The organism is Pseudogemmobacter lacusdianii (genome assembly GCF_030848395.1).
Lineage (GTDB): Bacteria > Pseudomonadota > Alphaproteobacteria > Rhodobacterales > Rhodobacteraceae > Pseudogemmobacter > Pseudogemmobacter lacusdianii.
Map to the genome: position 1 here is coordinate 43,292 of NZ_JAVDBT010000003.1, position 21,892 is coordinate 65,183.

General features: G+C 61.3%; 22 protein-coding genes and 1 tRNA gene. 15 read left to right on the top strand and 8 right to left on the bottom strand.

Features of this window, described 5'->3' with window-relative positions:
- Nucleotides 1-5: 5 nt before the first annotated feature.
- The 6 genes from sufC (at nucleotide 6) to Q9295_RS03425 (ending at nucleotide 4,537) form a co-directional block, all read left to right on the top strand.
- On the top strand, nucleotides 6-761 hold the full coding sequence (sufC, locus tag Q9295_RS03400) for a Fe-S cluster assembly ATPase SufC (RefSeq protein WP_306679102.1): 756 nt from the start codon (nucleotides 6-8) through the stop codon (nucleotides 759-761).
- Nucleotides 761-2,047: a Fe-S cluster assembly protein SufD gene (sufD, locus tag Q9295_RS03405; protein WP_306679103.1), complete on the top strand. Its 1,287-nt coding sequence runs from the start codon at nucleotides 761-763 to the stop codon at nucleotides 2,045-2,047. The genes sufC and sufD overlap by 1 nt, the downstream gene beginning before the upstream one ends.
- A gap of 1 nt (nucleotide 2,048) precedes the next feature.
- On the top strand, nucleotides 2,049-2,528 hold the full coding sequence (locus tag Q9295_RS03410) for a YIP1 family protein (RefSeq protein ID WP_306679104.1): 480 nt from the start codon (nucleotides 2,049-2,051) through the stop codon (nucleotides 2,526-2,528).
- Between the two features lie 2 nt (nucleotides 2,529-2,530).
- A complete protein-coding gene (locus Q9295_RS03415; RefSeq protein ID WP_306679342.1) occupies nucleotides 2,531-3,124 on the top strand; it encodes a YIP1 family protein in 594 nt (197 codons plus the stop codon).
- Entirely contained in the window at nucleotides 3,117-4,337 is a 1,221-nt protein-coding gene (locus tag Q9295_RS03420; RefSeq protein WP_306679105.1) for a cysteine desulfurase, read from the top strand. The genes Q9295_RS03415 and Q9295_RS03420 overlap by 8 nt, the downstream gene beginning before the upstream one ends.
- 123 nt (nucleotides 4,338-4,460) lie before the next feature.
- Nucleotides 4,461-4,537, top strand: a tRNA-Arg gene (locus Q9295_RS03425).
- An 8-nt stretch (nucleotides 4,538-4,545) separates the two neighbouring features.
- Here the strand turns inward: Q9295_RS03425 and Q9295_RS03430 are convergent.
- Nucleotides 4,546-4,728, bottom strand: a complete 183-nt coding sequence (locus tag Q9295_RS03430) for a hypothetical protein (protein ID WP_306679106.1) — start codon at nucleotides 4,726-4,728, stop codon at nucleotides 4,546-4,548.
- Between the two features lie 724 nt (nucleotides 4,729-5,452).
- Between Q9295_RS03430 and Q9295_RS03435 the strand changes: the two genes are divergently transcribed.
- The gene (locus tag Q9295_RS03435) at nucleotides 5,453-6,241 is read left to right on the top strand and encodes a helix-turn-helix transcriptional regulator (RefSeq protein WP_306679107.1); all 789 of its coding nucleotides are present in this window, start codon (nucleotides 5,453-5,455) and stop codon (nucleotides 6,239-6,241) included.
- Between the two features lie 407 nt (nucleotides 6,242-6,648).
- On the opposite strand, the gene tsf is transcribed toward Q9295_RS03435, so the two are convergent.
- Nucleotides 6,649-7,560, bottom strand: a complete 912-nt coding sequence (tsf, locus tag Q9295_RS03440; RefSeq protein ID WP_306679108.1) for a translation elongation factor Ts — start codon at nucleotides 7,558-7,560, stop codon at nucleotides 6,649-6,651.
- A 145-nt stretch (nucleotides 7,561-7,705) separates the two neighbouring features.
- Nucleotides 7,706-8,476: a 30S ribosomal protein S2 gene (gene rpsB / locus Q9295_RS03445; protein WP_306679109.1), complete on the bottom strand. Its 771-nt coding sequence runs from the start codon at nucleotides 8,474-8,476 to the stop codon at nucleotides 7,706-7,708.
- A 324-nt stretch (nucleotides 8,477-8,800) separates the two neighbouring features.
- Between rpsB and Q9295_RS03450 the strand changes: the two genes are divergently transcribed.
- The 3 genes from Q9295_RS03450 (at nucleotide 8,801) to Q9295_RS03460 (ending at nucleotide 11,361) form a co-directional block, all read left to right on the top strand.
- On the top strand, nucleotides 8,801-9,691 hold the full coding sequence (locus Q9295_RS03450; RefSeq protein WP_306679110.1) for a PfkB family carbohydrate kinase: 891 nt from the start codon (nucleotides 8,801-8,803) through the stop codon (nucleotides 9,689-9,691).
- Nucleotides 9,688-10,602 (top strand): pseudouridine-5'-phosphate glycosidase, encoded by a 915-nt coding sequence (locus Q9295_RS03455; protein WP_373457416.1) that lies wholly within the window; start codon nucleotides 9,688-9,690, stop codon nucleotides 10,600-10,602. Before Q9295_RS03450 ends, Q9295_RS03455 begins: the two co-directional genes overlap by 4 nt.
- A gap of 81 nt (nucleotides 10,603-10,683) precedes the next feature.
- Nucleotides 10,684-11,361, top strand: coding sequence for a DUF502 domain-containing protein (locus Q9295_RS03460; RefSeq protein ID WP_306679111.1), 678 nt, complete (start codon nucleotides 10,684-10,686; stop codon nucleotides 11,359-11,361).
- Between the two features lie 5 nt (nucleotides 11,362-11,366).
- Here Q9295_RS03460 and Q9295_RS03465 read toward each other — a convergent pair whose 3' ends face one another.
- Together Q9295_RS03465 and Q9295_RS03470 are read right to left on the bottom strand one after the other, a co-directional pair.
- The gene (locus tag Q9295_RS03465) at nucleotides 11,367-12,395 is read right to left on the bottom strand and encodes a patatin-like phospholipase family protein (RefSeq protein WP_306679112.1); all 1,029 of its coding nucleotides are present in this window, start codon (nucleotides 12,393-12,395) and stop codon (nucleotides 11,367-11,369) included.
- A complete protein-coding gene (locus Q9295_RS03470) occupies nucleotides 12,392-13,165 on the bottom strand; it encodes a 3-hydroxybutyrate dehydrogenase (RefSeq protein WP_306679113.1) in 774 nt (257 codons plus the stop codon). Before Q9295_RS03470 ends, Q9295_RS03465 begins: the two co-directional genes overlap by 4 nt.
- A 321-nt stretch (nucleotides 13,166-13,486) precedes the next feature.
- On the opposite strand from Q9295_RS03470, the gene Q9295_RS03475 reads away from it, so the two are divergent.
- Both Q9295_RS03475 and Q9295_RS03480 read left to right on the top strand, forming a co-directional pair.
- The gene (locus Q9295_RS03475) at nucleotides 13,487-15,316 is read left to right on the top strand and encodes an extracellular solute-binding protein (protein WP_373457418.1); all 1,830 of its coding nucleotides are present in this window, start codon (nucleotides 13,487-13,489) and stop codon (nucleotides 15,314-15,316) included.
- Nucleotides 15,317-15,441: 125 nt separating this feature from the next.
- Nucleotides 15,442-15,561: a lipoprotein gene (locus tag Q9295_RS03480; protein WP_306679115.1), complete on the top strand. Its 120-nt coding sequence runs from the start codon at nucleotides 15,442-15,444 to the stop codon at nucleotides 15,559-15,561.
- Here Q9295_RS03480 and Q9295_RS03485 read toward each other — a convergent pair.
- The 3 genes from Q9295_RS03485 to Q9295_RS03495 form a co-directional block, all read right to left on the bottom strand.
- Complete coding sequence (locus Q9295_RS03485; RefSeq protein WP_306679116.1) at nucleotides 15,543-16,997, bottom strand: bifunctional serine/threonine-protein kinase/universal stress protein; 1,455 nt, start codon at nucleotides 16,995-16,997, stop codon at nucleotides 15,543-15,545. The two genes, Q9295_RS03480 and Q9295_RS03485, sit on opposite strands and share 19 nt — an antisense overlap.
- Nucleotide 16,998: 1 nt before the next feature.
- Entirely contained in the window at nucleotides 16,999-17,739 is a 741-nt protein-coding gene (locus Q9295_RS03490; RefSeq protein WP_306679117.1) for a metallophosphoesterase family protein, read from the bottom strand.
- A gap of 117 nt (nucleotides 17,740-17,856) precedes the next feature.
- Entirely contained in the window at nucleotides 17,857-18,480 is a 624-nt protein-coding gene (locus Q9295_RS03495; protein WP_306679118.1) for a helix-turn-helix domain-containing protein, read from the bottom strand.
- A gap of 73 nt (nucleotides 18,481-18,553) precedes the next feature.
- On the opposite strand from Q9295_RS03495, the gene Q9295_RS03500 reads away from it, so the two are divergent.
- The 3 genes from Q9295_RS03500 to Q9295_RS03510 are packed head-to-tail and all read left to right on the top strand — an operon-like array spanning nucleotide 18,554 to nucleotide 21,875.
- Nucleotides 18,554-20,020 carry a class I adenylate-forming enzyme family protein gene (locus tag Q9295_RS03500; protein WP_306679119.1) on the top strand — a complete coding sequence of 489 codons (1,467 nt, stop codon included), beginning with the start codon at nucleotides 18,554-18,556 and terminating at the stop codon, nucleotides 20,018-20,020.
- Nucleotides 20,017-20,655: a DsbA family oxidoreductase gene (locus Q9295_RS03505; RefSeq protein WP_306679120.1), complete on the top strand. Its 639-nt coding sequence runs from the start codon at nucleotides 20,017-20,019 to the stop codon at nucleotides 20,653-20,655. The genes Q9295_RS03500 and Q9295_RS03505 overlap by 4 nt, the downstream gene beginning before the upstream one ends.
- Nucleotides 20,652-21,875 (top strand): multidrug effflux MFS transporter, encoded by a 1,224-nt coding sequence (locus Q9295_RS03510; protein WP_306679121.1) that lies wholly within the window; start codon nucleotides 20,652-20,654, stop codon nucleotides 21,873-21,875. Before Q9295_RS03505 ends, Q9295_RS03510 begins: the two co-directional genes overlap by 4 nt.
- Nucleotides 21,876-21,892 lie beyond the last annotated feature (17 nt).

Consider the following 21,892-nt stretch of genomic DNA (forward strand, 5'->3'; position numbering starts at 1 on the left):
AAATCATGCTGGAAATCAACAACCTGCACGTCAAGCTTGAGGAAGAAGACAAGGTCATCCTCCGCGGTGTTGACCTCAAGATCAAAGCCGGTGAAGTGCATGCGATCATGGGCCCGAACGGTTCGGGCAAATCGACCCTGTCTTATGTGCTCTCGGGCCGTGACGGTTATGAAGTGACCGATGGTTCGGCCACTCTGGACGGCGAAGAGCTGTTGGAGATGGAGCCGGAAGAGCGCGCTGCCGCTGGCCTGTTCCTCGCCTTCCAATACCCGGTGGAAATCCCCGGCGTTGGCAATATGACCTTCCTGCGCACCGCAGTGAACGCACAGCGCAAAGCGCGCGGCGAGGAAGAGCTTTCCGCTGGCGACTTCCTGAAAGTCGTGCGCGAAAAGGCCAAAACCCTGAAGATCGACGCCGAGATGCTGAAGCGTCCCGTCAACGTTGGTTTCTCGGGCGGTGAGAAAAAGCGCAACGAAATCCTGCAAATGGCCATGCTTGAGCCGAAGATGTGCGTGCTGGACGAGACCGACTCCGGCCTTGACGTCGATGCGATGAAACTTGTGGCCGAAGGCGTGAACGCTTTGCGCGATGCGGGCCGCAGCTTCCTCGTGATCACCCACTACCAGCGCCTTCTGGACCACATCAAACCGGACGTCGTCCACATCATGTCGGCCGGTCGCATCATCAAAACCGGCGGCCCGGAGCTGGCGCTTGAGGTCGAGAACAACGGCTACGCCGACATTCTGGCCGAGGTGAAGTGATGTCTGTTGCACAGGTGAAACAAGACGCGCTGGCGGCGCGGATTGCCGATCTGTCCTTTGCCGAGAAGGGCTGGTTGGCCGCCCCGCGCCGTGCCGCATTGGACCGTCTTTCGGCGGTTGGCCTGCCGGGCAAGCGTGATGAATACTGGCGCTACACCGATCCGGCGGCGCTGAACGCGCCAGCAGCGGCGCCGGCTGCTTTGTTCGATCCCGGTGATGAGCCGCAGGTCTTCGACCAGATCGACCGGGTGAAGCTGGTCTTCGTCGATGGCGTTTTTGACGCCGCCGCCTCGGACGATCCGCGCCTTTCCGGGGTTGAGATCGAGCGCCTGACCGAGGTCGCCACCCGCGACAGCCACTGGGCCTCGGGGCTTTATGGCGCGCTGGAGGCCCGCGGCCAAAACCCGGTCTCGCGCCCGCAAGCCATTCTGAACACGGCCTTTGCGACCGATGGCGTGCTGATCCGGGTCACCGGGCAGGCGAAAAAACCGGTCTCGCTGATCTATAAGCAGGGCAGCACCACCTCGGACGTGATCTTGCACCACTGCATCCAGTTGGAAGCCGGGGCCGAGCTCACGCTTTTGGAAAACGGCGCCGCCGCCGCACGGCTCAACACCGTGATGGAGGTCGAGGTCGATGACGGCGCGCGCTTCCACCACATCCGTGGCCAAGGCCGCGCGCATGAGCGCCAAGCCGTGACGCATATCTTTGCGCGTCTGGGCAAGGAATCGAGCTTCAAATCCTTCACCCTCAGCGCCAATGGTCGTCTGACGCGCAACGAATGCGTGATCGAGATGACCGGCGAAAACGCGGTGGCCCATGTCGCCGGCGCGGCGGTGGGCGATGGCGATTTCCACCATGACGACACCGTCTTCCTCACCCATGGCGCCCCCGGCTGCGAAAGCCGTCAGGTGTTCAAGAAAGTGCTGAAGAACGGCGCCACCGGCGTCTTCCAAGGCAAGATCTTGGTGAAACAAGTCGCGCAGAAGACCGACGGCTATCAGATCTCGCAATCGCTTCTGTTGGACGATGACAGCCAGTTCCTCGCCAAGCCCGAGCTGGAAATCTACGCCGATGACGTGAAATGCAGCCACGGCTCGACCTCGGGCGCCATTGACGAGACCGCGCTCTTCTATCTGCAATCGCGTGGCGTGCCGAAGTCGATTGCACAAAGCTTGCTGGTTTTGGCCTTCTTGGCAGAAGCGATCTCCGAGATCGAAGATGCTGAAATCGCTGAAGATATCCGGACCCGGCTGGAAAGCTGGCTGGAACGGCACGAGCGCTGATATGGCGGTGACCACCGACCTGCTAGCGGCCTGGAGGTCACCGGGCCGCTCGATCCGCCGACATCTGAACCGGGGCATCTCGGAGCCATTTGCGTTTTCCTTGCTGATGGTCTTCGTGCTCCTCGCTTTGGTCGGGCATTGGCCGGTGGCCGCACGCGAGGCGTTTTTGGCGGAAGAGCCCTCGGCTATGCCGCGGATGCTGGCCTTCGCCTTGGCGCTTTTGGCCACGATCCCGCTGTTTTACGGCTTGGCAGCTGTGGCGCGGCTTGTGGCGCGCGCATTGGGCGGGCAGGGCACATGGTATGGCGCGCGGCTTTCGCTTTTCTGGGCGTTGGCTGTCACCGGCCCATTGATGCTCCTCTTAGGGCTGGTTGAGGCGATGATCGGTCCCGGCGCGCAGCTCAACGCAACAAGAGGCGTGGTCGGACTTGCCTTTCTGGGCTTCTGGATTTTGATGATGCGCGAAGAAAGCCGCGGGTGAACATGGGTCTGACCGATCTTATTGCCTATGCCAAAGAGACGTTGCGAAACCCTCGCGAGGGGCTGCGCGCGATTTTGGACATGGGCCTCACGCGCCGCGCTCAGCTTTTGATGCTGTCGCTGGTTGCCGTAGTCTCGGCAATTTTTACGCATATTTCCCTGAGCTTAATGCCCGTACCTGACAATCCGGTTCTGGCTTTGCTGCTGGTCTCGCCGGTGCAGACCGCGATGATCCAGATGGTGGGCATGGTGGTGACGGCGGCGCTGGTACAGATGATTGGCCGGATGATGGGCGGGCGCGGCAGCTTTGATGAGGCGCTGATCGCCGTCATCTGGCTGCAAGTCTTTATGCTGGCGCTTCAGTTGGCCGAGTTGATCGGCGCGGCAACGGGTGTCACCTTAATCAGCCTGATCGCCGCATTGGCAAGTTTGGTGATTTTTCCGTGGCTTTTCACGATGTTCGTGACCGAAGTTCACAGATTCATCCGGCCGGTGAAGGTGTTCTTTGGCATCATCTTCAGCGCCACGCTTTTGATCTTCGTGCTGAGCTTCGTGCTTGTCGCGATCTTGGGACCGGAGAGCTTTGCACATGTATGATCTCGACAAGATCCGCGCCGATTTCCCAATCCTGTCGCGGCAGGTCAATGGCAAGCCGTTGGTCTATCTCGACAACGGCGCCTCGGCGCAAAAGCCGCGCGCGGTGATTGATGCGGTAACGCAGGCCTATTCGATGGAATATGCCAATGTTCACCGTGGCTTACACTACCTTTCTAATCTTGCGACCGAGAAGTATGAGGCCGTTCGCGGCATCATCCAGCGCTTTTTGAACGCGGCTTCGGAAGAAGAAATCGTCTTTGCTTCCGGCACGACCGAGGCGATCAACCTGGTCTCCTACGCTTGGGCCGCGCCGCACTTGCAGCCCGGCGATGAGATCGTGCTGTCCATTATGGAACATCACGCCAATATTGTGCCGTGGCATTTCCTGCGCGAACGCCAAGGCGTGGTGCTCAAATGGGTCGAATGCGATGCCAATGGCGATCTTGACCCGCAAGCGGTGATCGATGCGATAGGGCCGCGCACCAAACTGGTCGCCATCACGCAAATGTCCAACGTTTTGGGCACGGTGGTGGATGTGAAAACCATCTGCCAAGCGGCGCGGCAAAAGGGCGTGCCGGTGCTGGTCGATGGCTCGCAAGGGGCCGTGCATATGCCGGTCGACGTGCAAGATATCGGCTGCGATTTCTATGCGATCACCGGACATAAGCTATATGGTCCAAGCGGTTCTGGGGCGATCTTCATCCATCGCGATAGGATGGCCGAGATGCGGCCCTTCCTTGGTGGCGGGGATATGATCCGCGAGGTCTCGCGTGAGGCGGTCAGCTACGCCGATCCTCCGATGAAATTTGAAGCGGGTACGCCCAGCATCGTGGCGCAGATCGGTCTTGGGGTTGCTTTGAGCTATCTGATGGATCTTGGCATGGACAAGGTCGCCGCGCATGAGCGGGCTTTGCGCGACTATGCACGCGCGCAGCTTGATGGGCTTAACTGGCTGAACGTGCAGGGGAATTCGGCGACCAAAGGTGGGATTTTCTCCTTCACCTTGCAAGGTGCGGCCCATGCGCATGATGTCTCGACCGTGCTTGATAAACGGGGAATCGCGGTGCGGGCGGGCACGCATTGCGCCATGCCGCTCTTGACGCATCTTGGCGTCGGCGCGACCTGCCGGGCCTCCTTCGCGCTTTACAACACCAAGGACGAGGTCGATGCGCTGGTCTCAGCGCTGGAGCTCTGCCACGATCTTTTCTCGTGATTTCAACCCAATACCCTTGCCGCGCCTTTGGCCGCGGCAAGGGTAGGGCGACTGCAATCTTGTTGCCAAAACCGACAGTTAGCGATTGCAGCGCCCGGCCCAAGCCGCTATAGACGCGCTCAGGCACCCATAGCTCAGCTGGATAGAGTGCTGCCCTCCGAAGGCAGAGGTCTCAGGTTCGAATCCTGATGGGTGCGCCATTTCCCCCTTAGAATGCGCTTTCTAGCATAATCTGGATCGTATGATCCCGCTGGCGGCTGTCGCGCCAGCCAATGGCGCAGTCGCCGGTGGCGTCGATGTCGTGGCGTCTGTCACAGCCCATCAAACCGTAGCCGTGCAGGCCGTTGATATAAAACTGAGGGCTGGGCTTAAAACTGCGGTAGGTGGCCACCGACCAAGCTTTGCCGCTGGTCTGGTCTGGCTGCCATTCGTGCCAAACTGCCTCTTATCGCATCCGTAGCCGAAACCGATGCTGCCTACGAAATGCGAGGAAAAGTGATGCTCCATGCCGCCCGAGACGCCGACACGCGTGCTCTCAAGATCGACGCTGCGAATCTACCATGTATCAGGATATCGCATAATCAGTATTATGTAACTAATGCATGGTGCCGCATAGGGGTTTGGTTAAGCTTTTGCACTTAATGCGAAGGAATAAGGCCTTACCGGAGAAAACGCACCGCGCTGTCTGCTGTGAGCGTAACGCATAGCCTGCCATGTAACAGCTATCTGCCCCAAAATCCCGCGATGTATAACGAGAGATCCCCGTGACTTCTCTGCCACGCGTTGATGCTGCCCGACGACCGTTTGGGGTTGAACGGCACGTTCCTGCCGCGCATTGCAAAGCGGTTGCGCTGCTCGCAGATCTTGTGGGTGTGGACAGTTCCGTCCACAGATGTCGGTCTTTACTGCTGCGGGCCGTTTACACCTTGGGGTGATCGTGAGCGCCGCGCCTTAGGCGCATGTAAGATGACAAGCACCGTCATGGAGCGCTTTGACCTTGCACAACTCTCGACAGCCTGCCGTCGCCTTCGTATGAGAGTCAGGATTTGTCGATTTACGTTAAGCAAGGCCCAACCAGGCCGGTTTTGATGACTATAGGTTAAGGAGTGCTTGGCATGAACGGATCGTCCGTGCTGCCCTTGCTGTCGCAGATTGCCGAGGCCCAGAGCATCGATGGGGTTTGGCGTCTGACGCGCGAATATTTCGCCTCGATTGGCCTTTCGCATGTTAATTACGGCTTCACGCGCTTCAAGCATCAGACAACGATCGGCGATCCTGACGATGCGCTTTTTCTGACCACCGGCGATGATGCCTATGCGCAGCGTTATTATCGCGGCGGATTTTACGCGAAATCACCGCTTTTTCGCTGGGCGCAGCGCAATTCGGGCGCCTGCACTTGGAAATGGGCCACCGATGCTTTCGCCGCTGGAAAACTCTGCGCCGAAGAGGCCGAGGTGATGCGCTTCAATGCCTCAATCGGGGTGATCGCCGGCCTCTCCTTCAGCTTTCCCGAAACCTCAGCCCGCGCCAAGGGCGTGATGGGATTGACGGCAGATTTTGGGATCACGGTTGAGCAGATCGAAGATCTGTGGCGCGAAAAGCGACATGAAATCATGGCCGTAGCCCATATGGCGCATCTCAAGATCATCCAGCTCCCCCGGCTCAGCCGCGCGCGGGCCTTGTCGCCTCGGCAGCGCGAGGCGCTGGAATGGGTGGCTGATGGCAAGACGACGCAGGATGTGGCGCTTTTGATGGGCGTCTCGCCGGCAATGGTGGAAAAACACCTGCGTTTGGCGCGTGAGGCTCTGGCGGTTGAGACCACCGCACAGGCCGTCGCCAAGGCGGCTTTGCTCAATATGATTTTCCAAGAGCCGACCGTGCCGCAGGCGCAAGCGGCGCGATAGCTACAACTTACTTTAAGCATTGGTAAAGGTAGGGAATCCCCAACTGGATTGACCCAAGGGAAAGGCGCTAGTCTGATCTTGTTCCGTGAGCGAAGGCATTAGCCTGGAACAGTGGGTGCTGGGGCCGCAATTACGACCCTATCTGTGCCTGCAATCTGTCTTTCCCCCGTGGTCCTCATCCCCGAAGTAAGCGGGGGAAAGACAATTTTTGTAATATAATCATATTTCTATAGCTTAAGGCTAATCTATTACGTGAAGCGCAAGGCCCAAAGCCTTGCGCTATTTTCTTATGTCGATCAGGGCGCCTAAGACCCAGCAATGCGCATAAGAAAAGGCCGGCGCAGTTCCCTGCCCCGGCCCTTGTCTATCGATCGGACCGCACAACTTGGCGCGGTCTGAAAGCCATCTTAGCCTTGCGCGATTTTCGCGACTTCGGCTGCGAAGTCTTCTTCTTTCTTCTCAACGCCTTCGCCAACCATCACGCGGGCATAGCCGGTGATCTCGACGCCAGCTTCTTTCGCTGCGGCTTCGACGGTCAGGTCGGGGTTGATGACGAAGGGCTGACCCATCAGGGTGTTCTCCGCCAGGTACTTCTTCATCCGGCCCGGGATGATGTTCTGGTGGATCACGTTCTCGGGCTTCGGCTTGGCCGAGGAAGCGTTTTCTTCCAAAGCTTTAGCGGTTTGCACGGCCAGCTCACGCTCAACCAAAGCCGCATCCATCGTGGCTTCCGACAGCGACAGCGGGTTGGTTGCAGCGATGTGCATCGCGAATTGCTTGCCAATCGCTTGGGCTTTGTCAGCCGGGCCTTTCAGCGCAACGAGCACGCCGATTTTGCCCATGCCGTCAGCGGCAGCGTTGTGGACGTAAGAGACCACATTCTCACCGGTCAGCACATGCATGCGACGGAAGGTCATGTTCTCGCCGATCCGAGCGATCGCGTTTTGGATCACGGTCTCAACCGGCTCGCCGTTCAGCGCAGCGGCTTTCACCACTTCCAGCGAGTCGCCAGCGGTCAGAGCGACATTGGCAACATCACGCACAAGCGCTTGGAAGTCAGCGTTCTTCGCAACGAAGTCGGTTTCCGAGTTGATCTCAACGGCAACGCCGCGGCCATCCGAAACGGCGACGCCAACCAGGCCCTCGGCCGCAACGCGGTCGGCCTTTTTGGCGGCTTTTGCGAGGCCCTTGGTGCGCAGCCAGTCGATTGCTGCATCCATGTTGCCGTCGTTTTCGGTCAATGCCTTCTTGGCATCCATCATGCCTGCGCCGGTGGTCTCGCGCAGTTCTTTCACCATTGCTGCGGTGACTGTGGTCATTTCAATGCTCCTGAATCTCGTGCGCCGGCGGGCTAACCCCGCCGGGCATCGGTTCCGTCACAGAACCCCTGATCGGGATCCTTGGGCCCTGCCCCGCAGCCCTATGGGCAAAGGCAGAACCCTCAGTAAGCTTAAGGCCTAAAGATCAGGCCTCGGTGACAGCTTCTTCCACGGCTTCTTCAACCGGAGCAGCTTCCAAAGCGCCCAAGTCAACGCCAGCAGCGCCCAGCTGTGCCGACATGCCGTCCAGAGCCGCGCGGGCCACCAGGTCGCAATAGAGCGAGATGGCGCGGGCCGCGTCGTCGTTGCCCGGAATGACATGGGTCACGCCTTTGGGGTTGCAGTTGGTGTCAACCACAGCCACGACCGGGATGCCCAGCTTTTGTGCTTCGAGGATGGCGAGGTCTTCCTTACCAACGTCGATGATGAACAGCAGGTCCGGAACGCCGCCCATCTCACGGATACCGCCCAGCGAAGCTTGCAGCTTAGCTTGGTCACGTTCCATGCCCAGACGCTCTTTCTTGGTCAGGCCTTCAGCGCCCGAAGCCAGCGTCTCGTCGATCTGCTTCAAGCGCTGGATCGATTGCGAGATGGTTTTCCAGTTGGTGAGCGTGCCGCCCAGCCAACGGTGGTTCATGTAGTACTGAGCGCATTTTTCAGCGGCTTCAGCGATCGGCTTCTGCGCCTGACGCTTGGTGCCAACGAAAAGAACGCGGCCGCCTTTTGCAACGGTGTCACGGACGGTTTTCAGAGCTTGGTCCAGCAGCGGAACAGTCTGGGTCAGGTCGAGAATATGGATGCCATTGCGGTCACCATAGATGTACTGACCCATGCGGGGGTTCCAACGGGCGGTTTGGTGACCATAGTGAACGCCAGCTTCCAAAAGCTGACGCATCGAGAAATCGGGGAGCGCCATTGCGATATCCTTTTCCGGTTTAACCTGAGCGGATGTTCTTACGACTTGCGCCGCAACCGGTGGACTGACGAGGATTTCTCCCCCGACAAGCCCGCATCCGCCTGTGAAGTGTCGCGCATATAGACCCAAGACCCGGCAATGGCAAGCATGGATGCCATATCTCTTGCGACCAATCGCGTATGAGTATTTGGATCAAGATGAAAACCTCGTCCAGTCGCTCAGTGATACGATACTGGCTCTTCCCTTACGTCCTTTCATCTTGATCTAAATACTCACTTGCCCCCTGCGGCTTGCGCCGGGCGCGGGCTTGGGCGATGAAAGCCTATGACACCAGATATCCTTTGCATCGGCTCGGTCCTTTGGGACGTGATTGGACGCTCGCCTGCGGTGATGCGGGTGGGCTCGGACGTGCCCGGACGCATCACGCGACTGCCGGGGGGCGTGGCGATGAACATCGCTATGACCTTGGCGCGCTTTGGCCTGCGCCCCTCAGTCTTGACCGCGATCGGCCGCGACGCCGAGGGGGATGAGCTGGTGGCGGCTTGCGGGCGGCTGGGGGTGGCGACGGATTATGCCTATCGCTCTGAGGATTTGCCCACCGATGTCTATATGGGCATCGAGGGCGCCAATGGCCTGATTGCCGCCATCGCCGATGCCCATTCGCTTGAGGCTGCGGGGGATAAGATCCTGCGCCCATTGGAAGATGGCCGCCTTGGCAGCGCCGAGGCCCCTTGGCTTGGCCCCATCGCGCTGGATGGCAATCTGACCGAGGCGCTTCTGTCGGACATCGCCGCCTCACCGCTCTTTGCCGCTGCCGATCTGCGTGTCGCGCCCGCCAGCCCCGGCAAGGCCGAGCGTCTACGCCCGCTGCTCGCCCATCCCCGTGCCACGCTTTATGTGAACCTTGAGGAGGCCAATCTCCTCACCAAACAGCCCGCCGCTACGGCTGCCGAAGCCGCCGAGGCTTTGCTTGCCCGTGGCGCCGCCCGCGTGCTCGTCACCGATGGCGGCCGCTCTGCCGCCGAAGGCCGCGCCGGGCAAGGAGTCATCGCCGATGTGCCGCCGCAGGTTTTGGTGACCCGCGTCACCGGCGCAGGTGACACCTTCATGGCCGCACATCTTGTGGCCGAACGCAGCGGCGCCGCCCGCGCCACCGCCTTGCGCACCGCTTTGCAAGCCGCCGCTTCTTATGTTTCAGGAGATCCCGGATCGTGACGATTGCTCTGACTTACTCCGCCGAAGTTGAAGCCGCCCGCGCCAATGGCGCGCCGATCGTGGCTTTGGAATCCACCATCATCACCCACGGCATGCCCTATCCGCAAAATGTGGCGACCGCCGCAAGGGTCGAGGCGGAGATCCGCGCCGCCGGCGCCGTGCCTGCCACCATCGCCGTCATGGGGGGCAATCTGCACATCGGTCTGTCCGAGGCTGAGCTGCAAAGCCTTGGCCAAGCGCAAAATGTGGCCAAGCTTTCCCGCGCCGATCTGGCCGCTTGCGTCGCCACCGGCGGCACCGGCGCCACCACGGTCGCCGCAACGATGATCTGCGCCCGCCTCGCCGGGATCGAGGTCTTTGCCACCGGCGGCATCGGCGGCGTGCATCGCGGGGCTGAGCTGAGCTTTGACATCTCCGCCGATCTGGCCGAGCTGGCCCAGACCGCCGTCACCGTGGTGGCCGCTGGGGCAAAAGCCATCCTCGATCTGCCGAAAACCTTGGAATATCTTGAAACCCAAGGCGTGCCGGTCATTGCTTACGGTCAAGATGACTTCCCGGCCTTCTGGTCGCGCTCTTCGGGCCTCAAGGCACCTTTGCGCATGGACAGCGCCGCTCAGATCGCCGCCGCCCACCGCATGCGCGCCGCTTTCGGCCTGCCCGGCGGCCAGCTTGTCGCCAACCCGATCCCGCACGCCGCCGAGATCCCGCGCGCTGAGATCATGCCGGTGGTCGAGCAAGCTCTGGCTGAGGCCGAAGCCCAAGGCATCGCCGCCAAAGCTGTCACGCCTTTCCTCCTCCAACGGATCTTTGAGCTGACCGAGGGCCGCTCACTGCATTCCAATATCGAGCTTGTCTTGAACAACGCCCGGCTTGGCGCGGCGATCGCGGCAGAATTGGCCAAACAGCGCTGAAATTAAGCCTTTGATTTCCCAGAGCGTCCTTGCACAGTGCAGGGGCGGCTCCCTAAATTGGGGGCAAATAGGGTATTGCGAATGTCTGAACTGCCTCCGACCCGGCGCGGCTTTCTGGCCAGCCTGCGCGCCAGCTTTCTGACCGGCCTTGTCGTCGTTCTGCCGATCGGCCTGACGATCTATTTCGTCTGGGCGGTGATCGGCTGGATCGACGGCTGGATCTTGCCGCTGATCCCACCATGGTATCGCCCCGATGCTTTGATGCGCGATTGGTTCGGGCCGGAATATGAATTTCCGGTGCGCGGCGTTGGCGTCTTGGTCTTCCTTGTCTTCACCATCCTTGTCGGCTGGATGGCCAAGGGTCTGATCGGCCGCTCGATCATCCGCCAAGGCGAGATGATGGTTGACCGCATGCCAGTGGTCCGCTCGATCTACGGCGGCATCAAGCAAATCGCCGAGACGTTCTTTAACAAAAAAGAGCAAAGCTTCGACAAGGTGGTGCTGGTCGAGTTTCCCCGCGCTGGCTCATGGGCGCTTGGCTTTGTCTCAACCCGGCCCAAGGGCGAGCTTGCTGACAAGCTGGCTTTGATGAGCCCCGAGATGTCGGCGGTCTTCGTTGGCCTCACGCCCTTCACCTCGGGTATGCTTCTCTTCGTGCCGACCAAGGATCTGGTCGAGCTGGATATGGGTGTCGATGATGCGGCCAAGCTCATCGTCTCGGGCGGGCTGGTCTATCCTTTGCCGAAAGAGCTGCGCTAAGACGCTTAGGTCAGCATCCCGCGCAGATCGACCGGCGGGGTGGCAGCGATGCCGCCCTTGGCGCGGGTCAGGAAATCCGCCCCGCGCGCCCTGCCCGCCTGATACATCTTCTCGATCAGCTCTCCGGTCGGCTGCAGCTTCGATGACCCGCTCAACTCATTCATCAAAGCATCATCAGCGATCAGATGGATGCGCACATCCTTCATCTGACCCTCCTCAATGCGGCCCTGCTCGATCAGGCGGTGCACGAAAGCAATCGCGCGCAGCTCGCCCATCAAAGGCGCATTGAAGCCGATCTCATTGACCCGGTTCTGAATATCCAGCGGCGTCTCGGGCAAAACCTCACGCCGCAACGGGTTCACCTGCACCACCACGATGTCATCGGGCAGTTCGGCATGAAACAGCGGCCAGAGCGAGGGGTTGCCCGAAAAGCCGCCGTCCCAATAGGCCTCGCCCTCGATCTCGACCGCGCGAAAGGCGGTGGGCAAGCAGGCCGAGGCCATCACCGCCAAGGGCGTCACCTCTGTGCCGCGAAAGAGCCGCACCTTGCCGCTGCGCACATTGGTGGCGCCAATGTAAAGCCGCGGGCCCTGCGCTGCCGCCACCGCGTCGAAATCGATCAGATTAATGACCGGCTCCAAAGGGTTGGCCGTATCCACCCCGGCGCTATAGGGCGACCAAAGCTGGGTCATCAAACCGGCGGGGTTAAAGGGCAAAAGGCTTTCCGCCGCTTGCTGCCAGAACCTATAGCCCGGCACGAAGGGCTGCACCCATGGCATCGAGCGGAAGTCGCCGATCGCCGCCACCGCCTCCCAAACCTGCCGCAAGACCCGCCGTGCCTCATCCGCACCGCCCTGCACCATACCCGCCTTCAGCGCCGCGCCATTCAGCGCCCCGGCCGAGGTGCCTGAGATCGCGGCGATCTCAAAGCGGTCTTCCTCTAGCAGCCGATCCAGCACGCCCCAAGTGAAGGCGCCATGCGCGCCGCCGCCTTGCAGCGCCAAACTGACCTTGTCGCGCTGAGCCCCGCTCAAAGCGCCGTCCAGCCGCCATCAAGTGAGATCGTCGTCCCGGTGACCTGCTCGGCATAAGCGCTGCACAGCCAAACCGTGGTGCCGCCGATCTGCTCGGTGGTGGCAAAGGTCTTGCTCGGCTGGCGCTCCAGCATCACCTCCCGGATCACCGTCTCGCGGTCCATCCCATGCACCTTCATCTGCTCGGGGATCTGCGCCTCGACCAAAGGTGTCAGCACATAGCCCGGACAGATCGCATTGCAGGTGATGCCTTGGCCTGCCGTCTCCAGCCCCACGGTCTTGGTCAGCCCGACCACACCATGTTTGGCCGCAACATAGGCGCCTTTATAAGGGCTTGCGGTCAATCCATGCGCCGAGGCGATATTGACGATCCGGCCCCAACCCTTCGCGCGCATCCCCGGCAAAGCCGCTGCCGTGGTGTGAAAGACCGAACTCAGATTGATCGCCAAGATCGCATCCCATTTGTCGGTCGGAAATGTATCAATCGCGCTCACGAATTGAATGCCCGCGTTATTCACCAAAATATCGCAGCCCCCGGCCTTTTCAATCAAAGCCCGGCATTCCGCCCCTTTCGACATATCAGCGGCAATATAGCGCACCGTCACGCCATGGCGGCGGCCCATCTCAGCCGCCAATGCATGATCTTCATCGCGGTCGGTGAAGCTGTTGATCACCACCTCGGCCCCGGCGCGGGCCAACTCTTCGGCCACCCCAAGTCCAATGCCCGAGTTCGACCCGGTGACGATGGCGCGTTTTCCGTTCAGCCTCATGCCGACCTCCATGCTGCGGTTGCGGCAAGATTATAGGTCAGCGCGCCGAAAGAAAGCCCATGCCGGCGGATTGGCGCCGAGCGCCCCCATTGGTGCCGCGCTTGTGACTGGCAGCCCCCGCGCGGCGCGTGGCAAAAAAAAAACGCTGGCGCAAGGCCAGCGTTAAGTCGTTGAGGCAGGTTTCATACAGGCAAGAAACCTATCGAGCAGTAGGCCCTTTATATCCTTCTCGATCGGGATGGCCAAGCTAAAAGTTTGAAAACCCATGACCTCGGGCGTAACTTGCCACAAAGGCCAGAACCCGAAGGGACCGTTTCCGAAATGCGATATCCAACTCCATCCGCCCTGCGCACTGCGATCCTTGGGGCGGCCCTGATTCTCGGCGGCCCTCTCAGCCTTGGTTTCGCCCATGCAGAGCCGCGTCATGGCATAGCTATGTATGGAGAACCGGCACTTCCCCCTGATTTTGTGTCCCTGCCACAGGTCAACCCCGATGCGCCGCAAGGCGGCAGCTTCCGCTGGGGAGAGGCTGGCAGCTTCGACAGCCTCAACCCGTTCATCACCAAAGGCCGCCCCGCTTCTGGCATCAACACTCTGGTGATCGAGACGCTGATGGGCCGCAATTATGACGAGCCCTTCTCGCTTTACGGCCTTCTGGCCGAATCGGTCGATACCGATGAGGCCCGCAGTTTCGTAGAATTTACCTTGCGTGAAGAGGCCCGATTCTCTGACGGCTCTGCGGTCACTGTCGAAGACGTGATGTGGTCGGTCGAGACCTTGGGCACCCAAGGCAACGCCCGCTACGCCGCCGCTTGGGGCAAGATCGCCTCGATGGAGCAAACCGGACCCCGTTCGGTCCGCTTCACCTTCAATGTCGAAGACCGCGAACTGCCGCTGATCATCGGCCTGCGCCCGATCCTGAAAAAGGCGCAATGGGACGGCAAGGACTTCACCCAATCCTCGCTTGACGCCCCGATCGGTTCCGGCCCTTACCTCGTCGACCGGATGGAGCCGGGCAGCTTCATTTCCTTCCGCAAAGATCCCAATTGGTGGGGCAAGGATCTGAATTTTAATCGTGGCCTCTGGAACTTAGACGAAATCCGTTATGATTATTTCACAAATGCCCAAGCCATATTCGAGGCGTTTAAGGCGGGCGAACTTTCCGCCTATAACGAAAGCAATGCCTCGCGCTGGGGCACCAATTACGACTTCCCGGCTGTGAAGTCGAAAGCCATCGTGAAAAGCGAAATCCCGCACCGCCGCCCCTCGGGGATTGAAGGTCTGGCCTTCAACACCCGCAAACCGCTCTTCGCCGATTGGCGGGTGCGCGAGGCGCTGATCCTGTCCTTCAACTTTGAATTCATCAACCAAACCCTGAATGCGGGCATCTTGCCGCGCATCTCCAGCTACTTTGGCAATTCGGCCTTGGGCATGGCCCCCGGCCAACCCGCCGAAGGCCGCGAGCTGGAGCTGCTGACCCCCTTCGCAGCCGATCTGCCGCTTGGCACGATCGAGGGCTATGCTTTGCCGGTCTCGGATGGCAGCGCGGGCAACCGGCGCAACATCCGCGCCGCTGCGGCGCTGTTGGAAGAGGCGGGCTGGAGCGTCGGCACGGACGGCGTGTTGCGCAACGCCACCGGTGAGGCCTTCAGCTTTGAGATCCTTCTGTCGAACGGCCAAGACGACCTCGCCGCCGCCACCGCGATCTGGACCGAGGCTTTGCGTCCCTTGGGCATCACCGCCCGCGTCACCATGGTCGATGATGCGCAATATAAAGAGCGCACCAACGCCTATAACTTTGATATGACGCATTATATTCGCGGCCTCACCCTCTCGCCTGGCAATGAGCAGATCCTTTACTGGGGCCGCGCAGGCGTTGACCAACCGGGCAGCCGCAACTGGCCCGGCATCAACTCCGAGGCTGTGGAAGCGCTGATCGCTGCCATGGTCTCGGCCAAGGACCGGGCAGAGTTCGAAGCCGCCACCCGCGCTTTGGACCGCGTGCTGACCGCAGGGCGCTATGTGATCCCAATCTGGTATTCCGATGTCGCTCGGCTCGCGCATAAATCAGATCTGCGCTACTCCAAGCAGATCCCCCTCTACGGACATTGGCTTGGCTTCATGCCCGACACTTGGTGGCAGGAAAACTAAGCCAAACCACAGCGCCTATGGGCGTGATTTTGAAGTGCTTTATCGCCGGTAATCGGCGATAAAGCTGCAGCGCCCCCAATCAGGGCCCAAGCATAAACGAAACGCTGTCAGATTAAGGAAGCTCTATGAAACGGATGATCCTTCTCGCCCTCGCCCTCAGCGCGCTGTCCGCTTGCAACACGGTTGCCGGCGTTGGCGAAGATGTCGCGGGCGGCGCCCGCACGGTTCAAGGCTGGGTCGGCTGATCCAAGGCCACTGGCTTGGGCAGGGGCGCACCCTGCCCTTCGCGCAAGCGCACCACCGTGACCGAGCAGGCCGCCTCGGCCACCACCTGCGCCGAGACAGACCCCAGATAGCGCCGCGCCGTTGATGAGCCGCGCGCGCCCATCACAATATGATCCGCCATGTTCTGCGTGGCAAAATCGATGATCGCCTGCGCCGGATTGCTGCCCTCCAGCACCGAAAAGGTCAGCCGCTCTTGCGGCAAAGCAATCTCATCGCCCCAAGCGCGCAGCTGCAAGAGCCTTTGCACATGCAGATGCTGGCCGTCCGCATCGGTCATTTGATCGATCCCCAGGCGCGCGGTCTTGATCACATTCACACAAGCGATCCGCGCATCGGGCGCATTGACCAGCATCCGCTTGATCTGACGGCGCAAAGTATTGGCCAGCTTCTCGCCCTCGGGCGTCAGATCCACCGCCACCACGATGATCGGCACCGAGGCGATTTGCGCGCCAATGAAATCTGCCGGACGGAAGCTTTGCATCTTGCGCAATGCGCGCCAGCGATCAAACACCCGCAGCCAGCCGTCGCGCTTCACCTTGCGCCCGCGCGCGGTGATCTGCACCTGCGCCGGATGCGCCAAATCAAAGCCCATCTGCGCCGCCGATTGGTACCGCCGCAGGGGATCCACCTCTAGTGCGTGCAGGATAACCTCTTGCAGCCATTCGGGTATCTCGGGCCGATGCAGGCGCGGCGGCACCGGATCACGCCAAAGGCGCTTGCGCACCCCGCGCAAGGTTTCAGGCGTGCCGAAGGGCTGCTTTCCGGTGCAAAGCCCGTATAACAGCACCCCCAAAGCAAAAAGATCAGACCGAGGATCATCCCGGCATCGCAGGTATTGCTCGGGCGCGATATAGGGATAAGTCCCCATCGGGATGCGAAACTCTTCGGCCAGAAGGTCGGGCAGCTGCGCATGCCGCGACAGGCCATAATCCACCAGCACCATCTCGCCACTGGCGCGTTGCAGGAAATTCTCCGGCTTCAGATCCAGATGGATCACCTTCTGGCGGTGCAAATCCGCCACCGCCTGCACCATCTTCGCAATGATCTCCACCGCCTCAGATATCGGCAGCGGCGCGCGCAAAAACGTCTCCAGAAACGATCCACCTTGGATCTTTTCGGTGACGATATAGGGCATCACATCAAAATCACCGAGGCCGATGACCTTCGGCACATGCGGCCCGGAAAGCCGCGGCATGATCATCTGCTCGACCTCGAAGCCCACGATGGTTGGCCCATCATCGCCGTCCAAAATCGTCGGCACCTTCATCACCATCGGCAGATCTTGGGCCAAACCGTCGCTGCGGCTCACCTCCCAGATCGTTGCAAAACCGCCCTTATGCAGCTGCGCGCCAAGGGTGAAGCCGTCGATCTGCAAGCCTTGATAGGGACGAATCATGCTATCTTCCCTCGCTCAACCGCTGCGCCAAGCTTTCTGGCAGCCCCGCTGCGCGGATTTTTTCAGCCGTTTTGGCAAAATCCGCCGGGCTGCGGCGGAAGGTCAGCTCATGGCTCTCGCTGTCAAAGAGCGCCCATCCCGCCTGCGCCACCCCATCGCGCGGCTGCCCGACCGAGCCGACCACCGCCAACCAACGCCGCGAGCGCAACAATGGGATCGCGAAGCCGGTGCGAAAACTTTGCGCCCGCGCCACCCCTTGCCGGTCGCAATGCACCAGCAAAGGCACATGCACATGGCCGCAAAAGATCACCTTGGCATCCGAGCTGCGAAACGATCCAATCGCCTTGGTGTCCGAGCTGACATAGCGCCATTCCTCTGGCGCATCAGCGCTGGCATGGCTGAAAAGCAACGCGCCCAGCCGCTCGGTATAGGGCAAACCGCCCAAATAGGCCTTCTGCGCGCCGTTCAGCCGGGTCTCGGTCCAATCCATCGCCTTGCGCGCGGTGCTCGACATCTCCTCCGCCGCGCCCGAGGCCGCGTTGTCATGGTTGCCGCGCAAAACCAAAGCGCCCGAGGCATGTAAGTCCATCGCGCGCTCAACGCACCATTCCGGGTCCGGCCCATAGCCGACGATATCGCCCAAGAGCACCAGCCGCTCCGCGCCATGCGCCGCAGCATCGCGCAGGACCGCCTCAAACCCCTCACGATTGCCGTGGATGTCGCTTAGGATCGCCAGCCGCATCCGCCCCTCCCGCTGCGCATGGCGCGACGATAAAAGCAGCTCGCCCTAAGGACAATGCGACAAATCAAGCGCTTGGGGCTTAAAGACCCGCGATCAAGCCAGCGGTCAGACCCTTGGTCAAACCAGCGAGGTCACCCAAAGCAAAGTCGCATCATCCTCGGAAAGGCTGATGACATTATGACCCATCGAGCCGTCATAATAGGCGCTGTCACCGCGTTTCAGGTCCACCGGCTCATAGAACTCGGTGTAAAGCCGGACAACGCCGGTCAAGACATACAAGAATTCCTCGCCGTCATGGCGCACCCAGCCGTCGAAATCGTCAAAGGATCGCGCCCGGATCACCGCGCGATAGGGCAACATCTGCTTCTTGCGCAGGCCCGTGGCCATCAGCTCATGCTCATAGGTCGCGGTGGCATTGGCCTGCCCTTCGCCCATTTTCGTCACCGCCATCCGGCCATTGACCTGCGGCCGCGAGGGCGGCGTGAAGAGCTGCGGCACCGAGATCGCCAAGCCCTGCGCCAGCTTTTTCAGCGCCTCATAGGTGGGCGACATCTGCCCGTTTTCAATCTTTGACAGCGTCGAGCGGGCCAGCCCTGCCTGCGCTGCGGCCTGCTCTAAGGTCCAGCCGCGCGATTTGCGCAGCTCGCGCACGCGGGCGGCAAGGTCCAGCTGCTCTGGTTGCGGCGTGCTGCCCTCTTCTCGGGCAATTCGGATCAGGCTTTTGGGATCTGTGGTGCGCATAGCGCAAGGGCCTATCCTTCCGCGCCCGCGCTTGCAACCCAAGCGGCGCGCGCCTATTCCAAACCCTATGGATATGCGTGAATTCAACCTTGCCGCTTATGTGTTAAACGCCGGTGAAGCGGTGCCCGAAAAGATCGCTCTGGCGATCTTGGGCCTGACCGGGGCTGAGCGGTGGAGCTATGGCCGCCTGATCGGCGCGGTGCGCGGATGTGGCACCTGGCTCTCGCAACGCGCCGCCCCGGGTGATCGGATCTTGATCCGCATGGCCAATACGCCCGCCTATCCGGTGCTTTATCTCGGCGCGATCGCCGCTGGCATGGTCCCGGTGGCGACCTCGCCCCTCCTCACCACGCCCGAGATCACCCGCATGGCCGCGCTGATCCGGCCCCGGCTGATCCTCACCGATCCCGGCATCGCTTTGCCCGAAACCCTGCCCCATTCCACCGCGCTCCCCGCCGATCTGGCCGCATGGGAGGCCAGCCGTCCCTGCCCCTATCACCTCGGTGATGCCGAGCGTGAGGCCTATATCGTCTTCACCTCGGGCACCTCTGGCAGGCCCATGGCCGTGCGCCACGCCCATCGCGCCATCCTCGCGCGGCAAAAGATGCACCAAGGCTGGGAGGGGCTGACCCCGCAAGACCGCATGATGCATGCCGGGGCCTTCAACTGGACCTATACGATGGGCACCGGGCTTTTGGACCCTTGGACGCTGGGTGCCACCGCCCTCATCCCCGGCGCGCAGGTGCCGCAAGAGCATCTTGGCCTTCTCATTAAGCGCCATGATGCGACGATCTTCGCCGGCTCGCCTGCGCATTTCCGCCGCCTCTTGCGTAATCCTCTGCCCCCGATGCCGCGCCTGCGCCATGCGCTCTCGGCCGGTGAAGCCCTGCCGCCTGCGGTTCGCCAAGCCTGGCGTGACACCACCGGGACCGAGATCCACGAGGCCTACGGCATGTCCGAGATCTCGACCTTCATCTCGGCCAGCCCCGACCGGCCTGCCCCGCCCAATGCCACCGGCTTCCCGCAGCAGGGCCGCCGCATCGCGGTGCTGTCCCCCGAAGGCCAAGCCCTGCCGCCGGGTGAGATGGGCCAGCTTGCCATCTCGACCAAAGACCAAGGGCTGATGCTGTCCTACCTCGATCAACCGCCGCCCGAGGGCGATTGGTTCGTCACCGGTGACCTTGTTCACCAAGGCTGGGACGGGGCGATCCATTACGCCGGGCGCGCCGATGAGATGATGAACCCCGGTGGCATCCGCGTCTCCCCGCGTGAGGTGGAACTGGCGCTGTCCGACCTTCCCGGCGTCACCGAACTTGCCGTGACCGAGATCGCAGCCGCCGATGGCGCAAGTTTCATTGCGTGCTTTTACGCAGGCGATACCTTGCCGGAATATGAAGCCGCTGCCTTTGCGGCCGAACGCTTGGCGCGTTACAAGCAGCCCCGCGCTTGGGTGCAGCTTGACGCCCTTCCTCGTACCGCCTCGGCCAAGATCAACCGCCGCGCCTTGGCGGCGCTTTATCCGAAAGACCCGCAACGATGACCCCCATCCGGCTTGATATCTTCGCCGATCCGATCTGCCCTTGGTGCTATGTCGGCAAAGCCAATCTTGAGCGCGCTTTGGAAGCCGCCGCCGATCACCCTTTCATCATCCAGTGGCATCCGTTCCAGCTGAACCCCGATATGCCGCCCGAAGGTGTCGCCAAACGCGCTTGGCTCGAAGAGAAATTCGGTGGTGCCGCCAAGGTCGATGCCGTGCATGACCGGCTGCGCGAAGTGGCCCGTGCCGCTGGCCTGCCACTGAACCCCGATGTGCCAAAACGCATCCCCAACACGCTCAACGCCCATCGGCTGATCCATTGGGCCGGGGTTGAGGGCCGCCAAGCCGCTGTCGTCTCGGCGCTTTACCGCGCCTATTGGGCCGAAGGCCGTGACATTGGCAACACGGGCGTCCTTGCCGATATCGCCGGAGCCGCCGGTATGGACCGCGCCGCCACCGCACGACTTCTGGACAGTGACGCCGATTCCGACGATATCGCAGCCCGGGATGCCGATGCCCGCGCGAAGGGCGTGTCCTCCGTGCCGACCTGGCTGATCGGCCAACATTATGTCGTCACCGGCGCCCAGCCCCCCGAACTTTGGGCCCAAGTGATCGACGACCTCAGGAAAGACCAATGACCGAGCATATACCGAGTACCGCCAAGCGCTTGTCGCAAGGCGAGTTCATTGCGCTCATCGCAATGCTCTTTGCCACGATCGCCTTTTCGATCGATGCCATGCTGCCCGCCGAGCCTGCGATTGCCGCAGCGCTCTCGCCCGAAGACCCCAACCGCGCCAAGCTGGTCGTCGGCGCCTTCTTCCTTGGCATGGGCATCGGCACCTTCGTCTCTGGCCCTCTGTCCGACGCCTTTGGCCGCAAGCCGGTGATGATCTGGGGCGGCGTGCTTTATTGCATCGCCTCGCTCGCCTGCATCTATGCCCAATCTTTGGACATGCTGCTTTTGGCCCGTGTGGTCCAAGGCATCGGCGGCTCCGCTCCGCGCGTGGTCTCGCTGGCTTTGGTGCGTGACCTTTACAAAGGCCGCGAGATGGCACGGATCATGTCCTTTGCCATGATGATCTTCATGCTCGCCCCCGCGGTTGCCCCGCTCCTTGGCCAGCAGATCATCTTCCTTGCCGGTTGGAAGGCCATCTTCGTTGCCTTCATCCTCTTCTCGGTGGTCTCGCTTCTCTGGCTTGGCTTGCGTCAGGGCGAAACCCTGCCGCCCGCCGCCCGCACCAAGCTGACCGTCGCAGGCCAGATCGCCTCGCTGAAAGAGCTGTTCTCGCATCGCGTGGTCGTGGTCTCGGTGATGATCCAAGCCCTGACCACCGCCGTTTTGGTGGCGATGATCTCCTCGGTCCAAGGCATCTATGCGCAAGAATTCGGCCGCGAGGCAGAATTCCCGATGTGGTTCGCTCTGGCCGCGGTGCTTTCGGCGGTGGCCTCCTTCCTCAACGCCAAATTGGTGATGCGGATGGGCATGCGCAGCGTGGCACGGTGGGCCTATATCGGCGGCGTCGCCCTGACGCTGCTGCATTTCGGGCTTTATGAGCTGGAAATGCTCACCGGCACCGCCGCATTCATCAGCTTCTTCCTCTGGCAGGTCACGCTTTTCGTGATGATGGGCCTGACCATGGGCAACCTCAACGCTCTGGCGATGGAGCCTGTGGGCCATATCGCAGGCTTTGCGGCTTCCTTGATGGCCGCTGTCTCGACCGTGCTCGCGGTGGTGATCTCCACCCCCATCGCACAGGCCTTTGACGGCACCCACCAGCCCTTGGTGGTCGGCGCCCTCGTCTGCCTGATCCCTTCGACACTTATGATGCGGCTTCTGGGCAAGCCCACGAAAAGCTGAACCAGCCTAAGGCGTTG

Coding starts and splice junctions, on each gene's coding strand:
- sufC (WP_306679102.1), top strand. CDS start 6: ATGCTGGAAATCAACAACCTGCACGTCAAGCTTGAGGAAGAAGACAAG.
- sufD (WP_306679103.1), top strand. CDS start 761: ATGTCTGTTGCACAGGTGAAACAAGACGCGCTGGCGGCGCGGATTGCC.
- Q9295_RS03410 (WP_306679104.1), top strand. CDS start 2,049: ATGGCGGTGACCACCGACCTGCTAGCGGCCTGGAGGTCACCGGGCCGC.
- Q9295_RS03415 (WP_306679342.1), top strand. CDS start 2,531: ATGGGTCTGACCGATCTTATTGCCTATGCCAAAGAGACGTTGCGAAAC.
- Q9295_RS03420 (WP_306679105.1), top strand. CDS start 3,117: ATGTATGATCTCGACAAGATCCGCGCCGATTTCCCAATCCTGTCGCGG.
- Q9295_RS03435 (WP_306679107.1), top strand. CDS start 5,453: ATGAACGGATCGTCCGTGCTGCCCTTGCTGTCGCAGATTGCCGAGGCC.
- tsf (WP_306679108.1), bottom strand. CDS start 7,560: ATGACCACAGTCACCGCAGCAATGGTGAAAGAACTGCGCGAGACCACC.
- rpsB (WP_306679109.1), bottom strand. CDS start 8,476: ATGGCGCTCCCCGATTTCTCGATGCGTCAGCTTTTGGAAGCTGGCGTT.
- Q9295_RS03450 (WP_306679110.1), top strand. CDS start 8,801: ATGACACCAGATATCCTTTGCATCGGCTCGGTCCTTTGGGACGTGATT.
- Q9295_RS03460 (WP_306679111.1), top strand. CDS start 10,684: ATGTCTGAACTGCCTCCGACCCGGCGCGGCTTTCTGGCCAGCCTGCGC.
- Q9295_RS03470 (WP_306679113.1), bottom strand. CDS start 13,165: ATGAGGCTGAACGGAAAACGCGCCATCGTCACCGGGTCGAACTCGGGC.
- Q9295_RS03475 (WP_373457418.1), top strand. CDS start 13,487: ATGCGATATCCAACTCCATCCGCCCTGCGCACTGCGATCCTTGGGGCG.
- Q9295_RS03480 (WP_306679115.1), top strand. CDS start 15,442: ATGAAACGGATGATCCTTCTCGCCCTCGCCCTCAGCGCGCTGTCCGCT.
- Q9295_RS03485 (WP_306679116.1), bottom strand. CDS start 16,997: ATGATTCGTCCCTATCAAGGCTTGCAGATCGACGGCTTCACCCTTGGC.
- Q9295_RS03490 (WP_306679117.1), bottom strand. CDS start 17,739: ATGCGGCTGGCGATCCTAAGCGACATCCACGGCAATCGTGAGGGGTTT.
- Q9295_RS03495 (WP_306679118.1), bottom strand. CDS start 18,480: ATGCGCACCACAGATCCCAAAAGCCTGATCCGAATTGCCCGAGAAGAG.
- Q9295_RS03500 (WP_306679119.1), top strand. CDS start 18,554: ATGCGTGAATTCAACCTTGCCGCTTATGTGTTAAACGCCGGTGAAGCG.
- Q9295_RS03505 (WP_306679120.1), top strand. CDS start 20,017: ATGACCCCCATCCGGCTTGATATCTTCGCCGATCCGATCTGCCCTTGG.
- Q9295_RS03510 (WP_306679121.1), top strand. CDS start 20,652: ATGACCGAGCATATACCGAGTACCGCCAAGCGCTTGTCGCAAGGCGAG.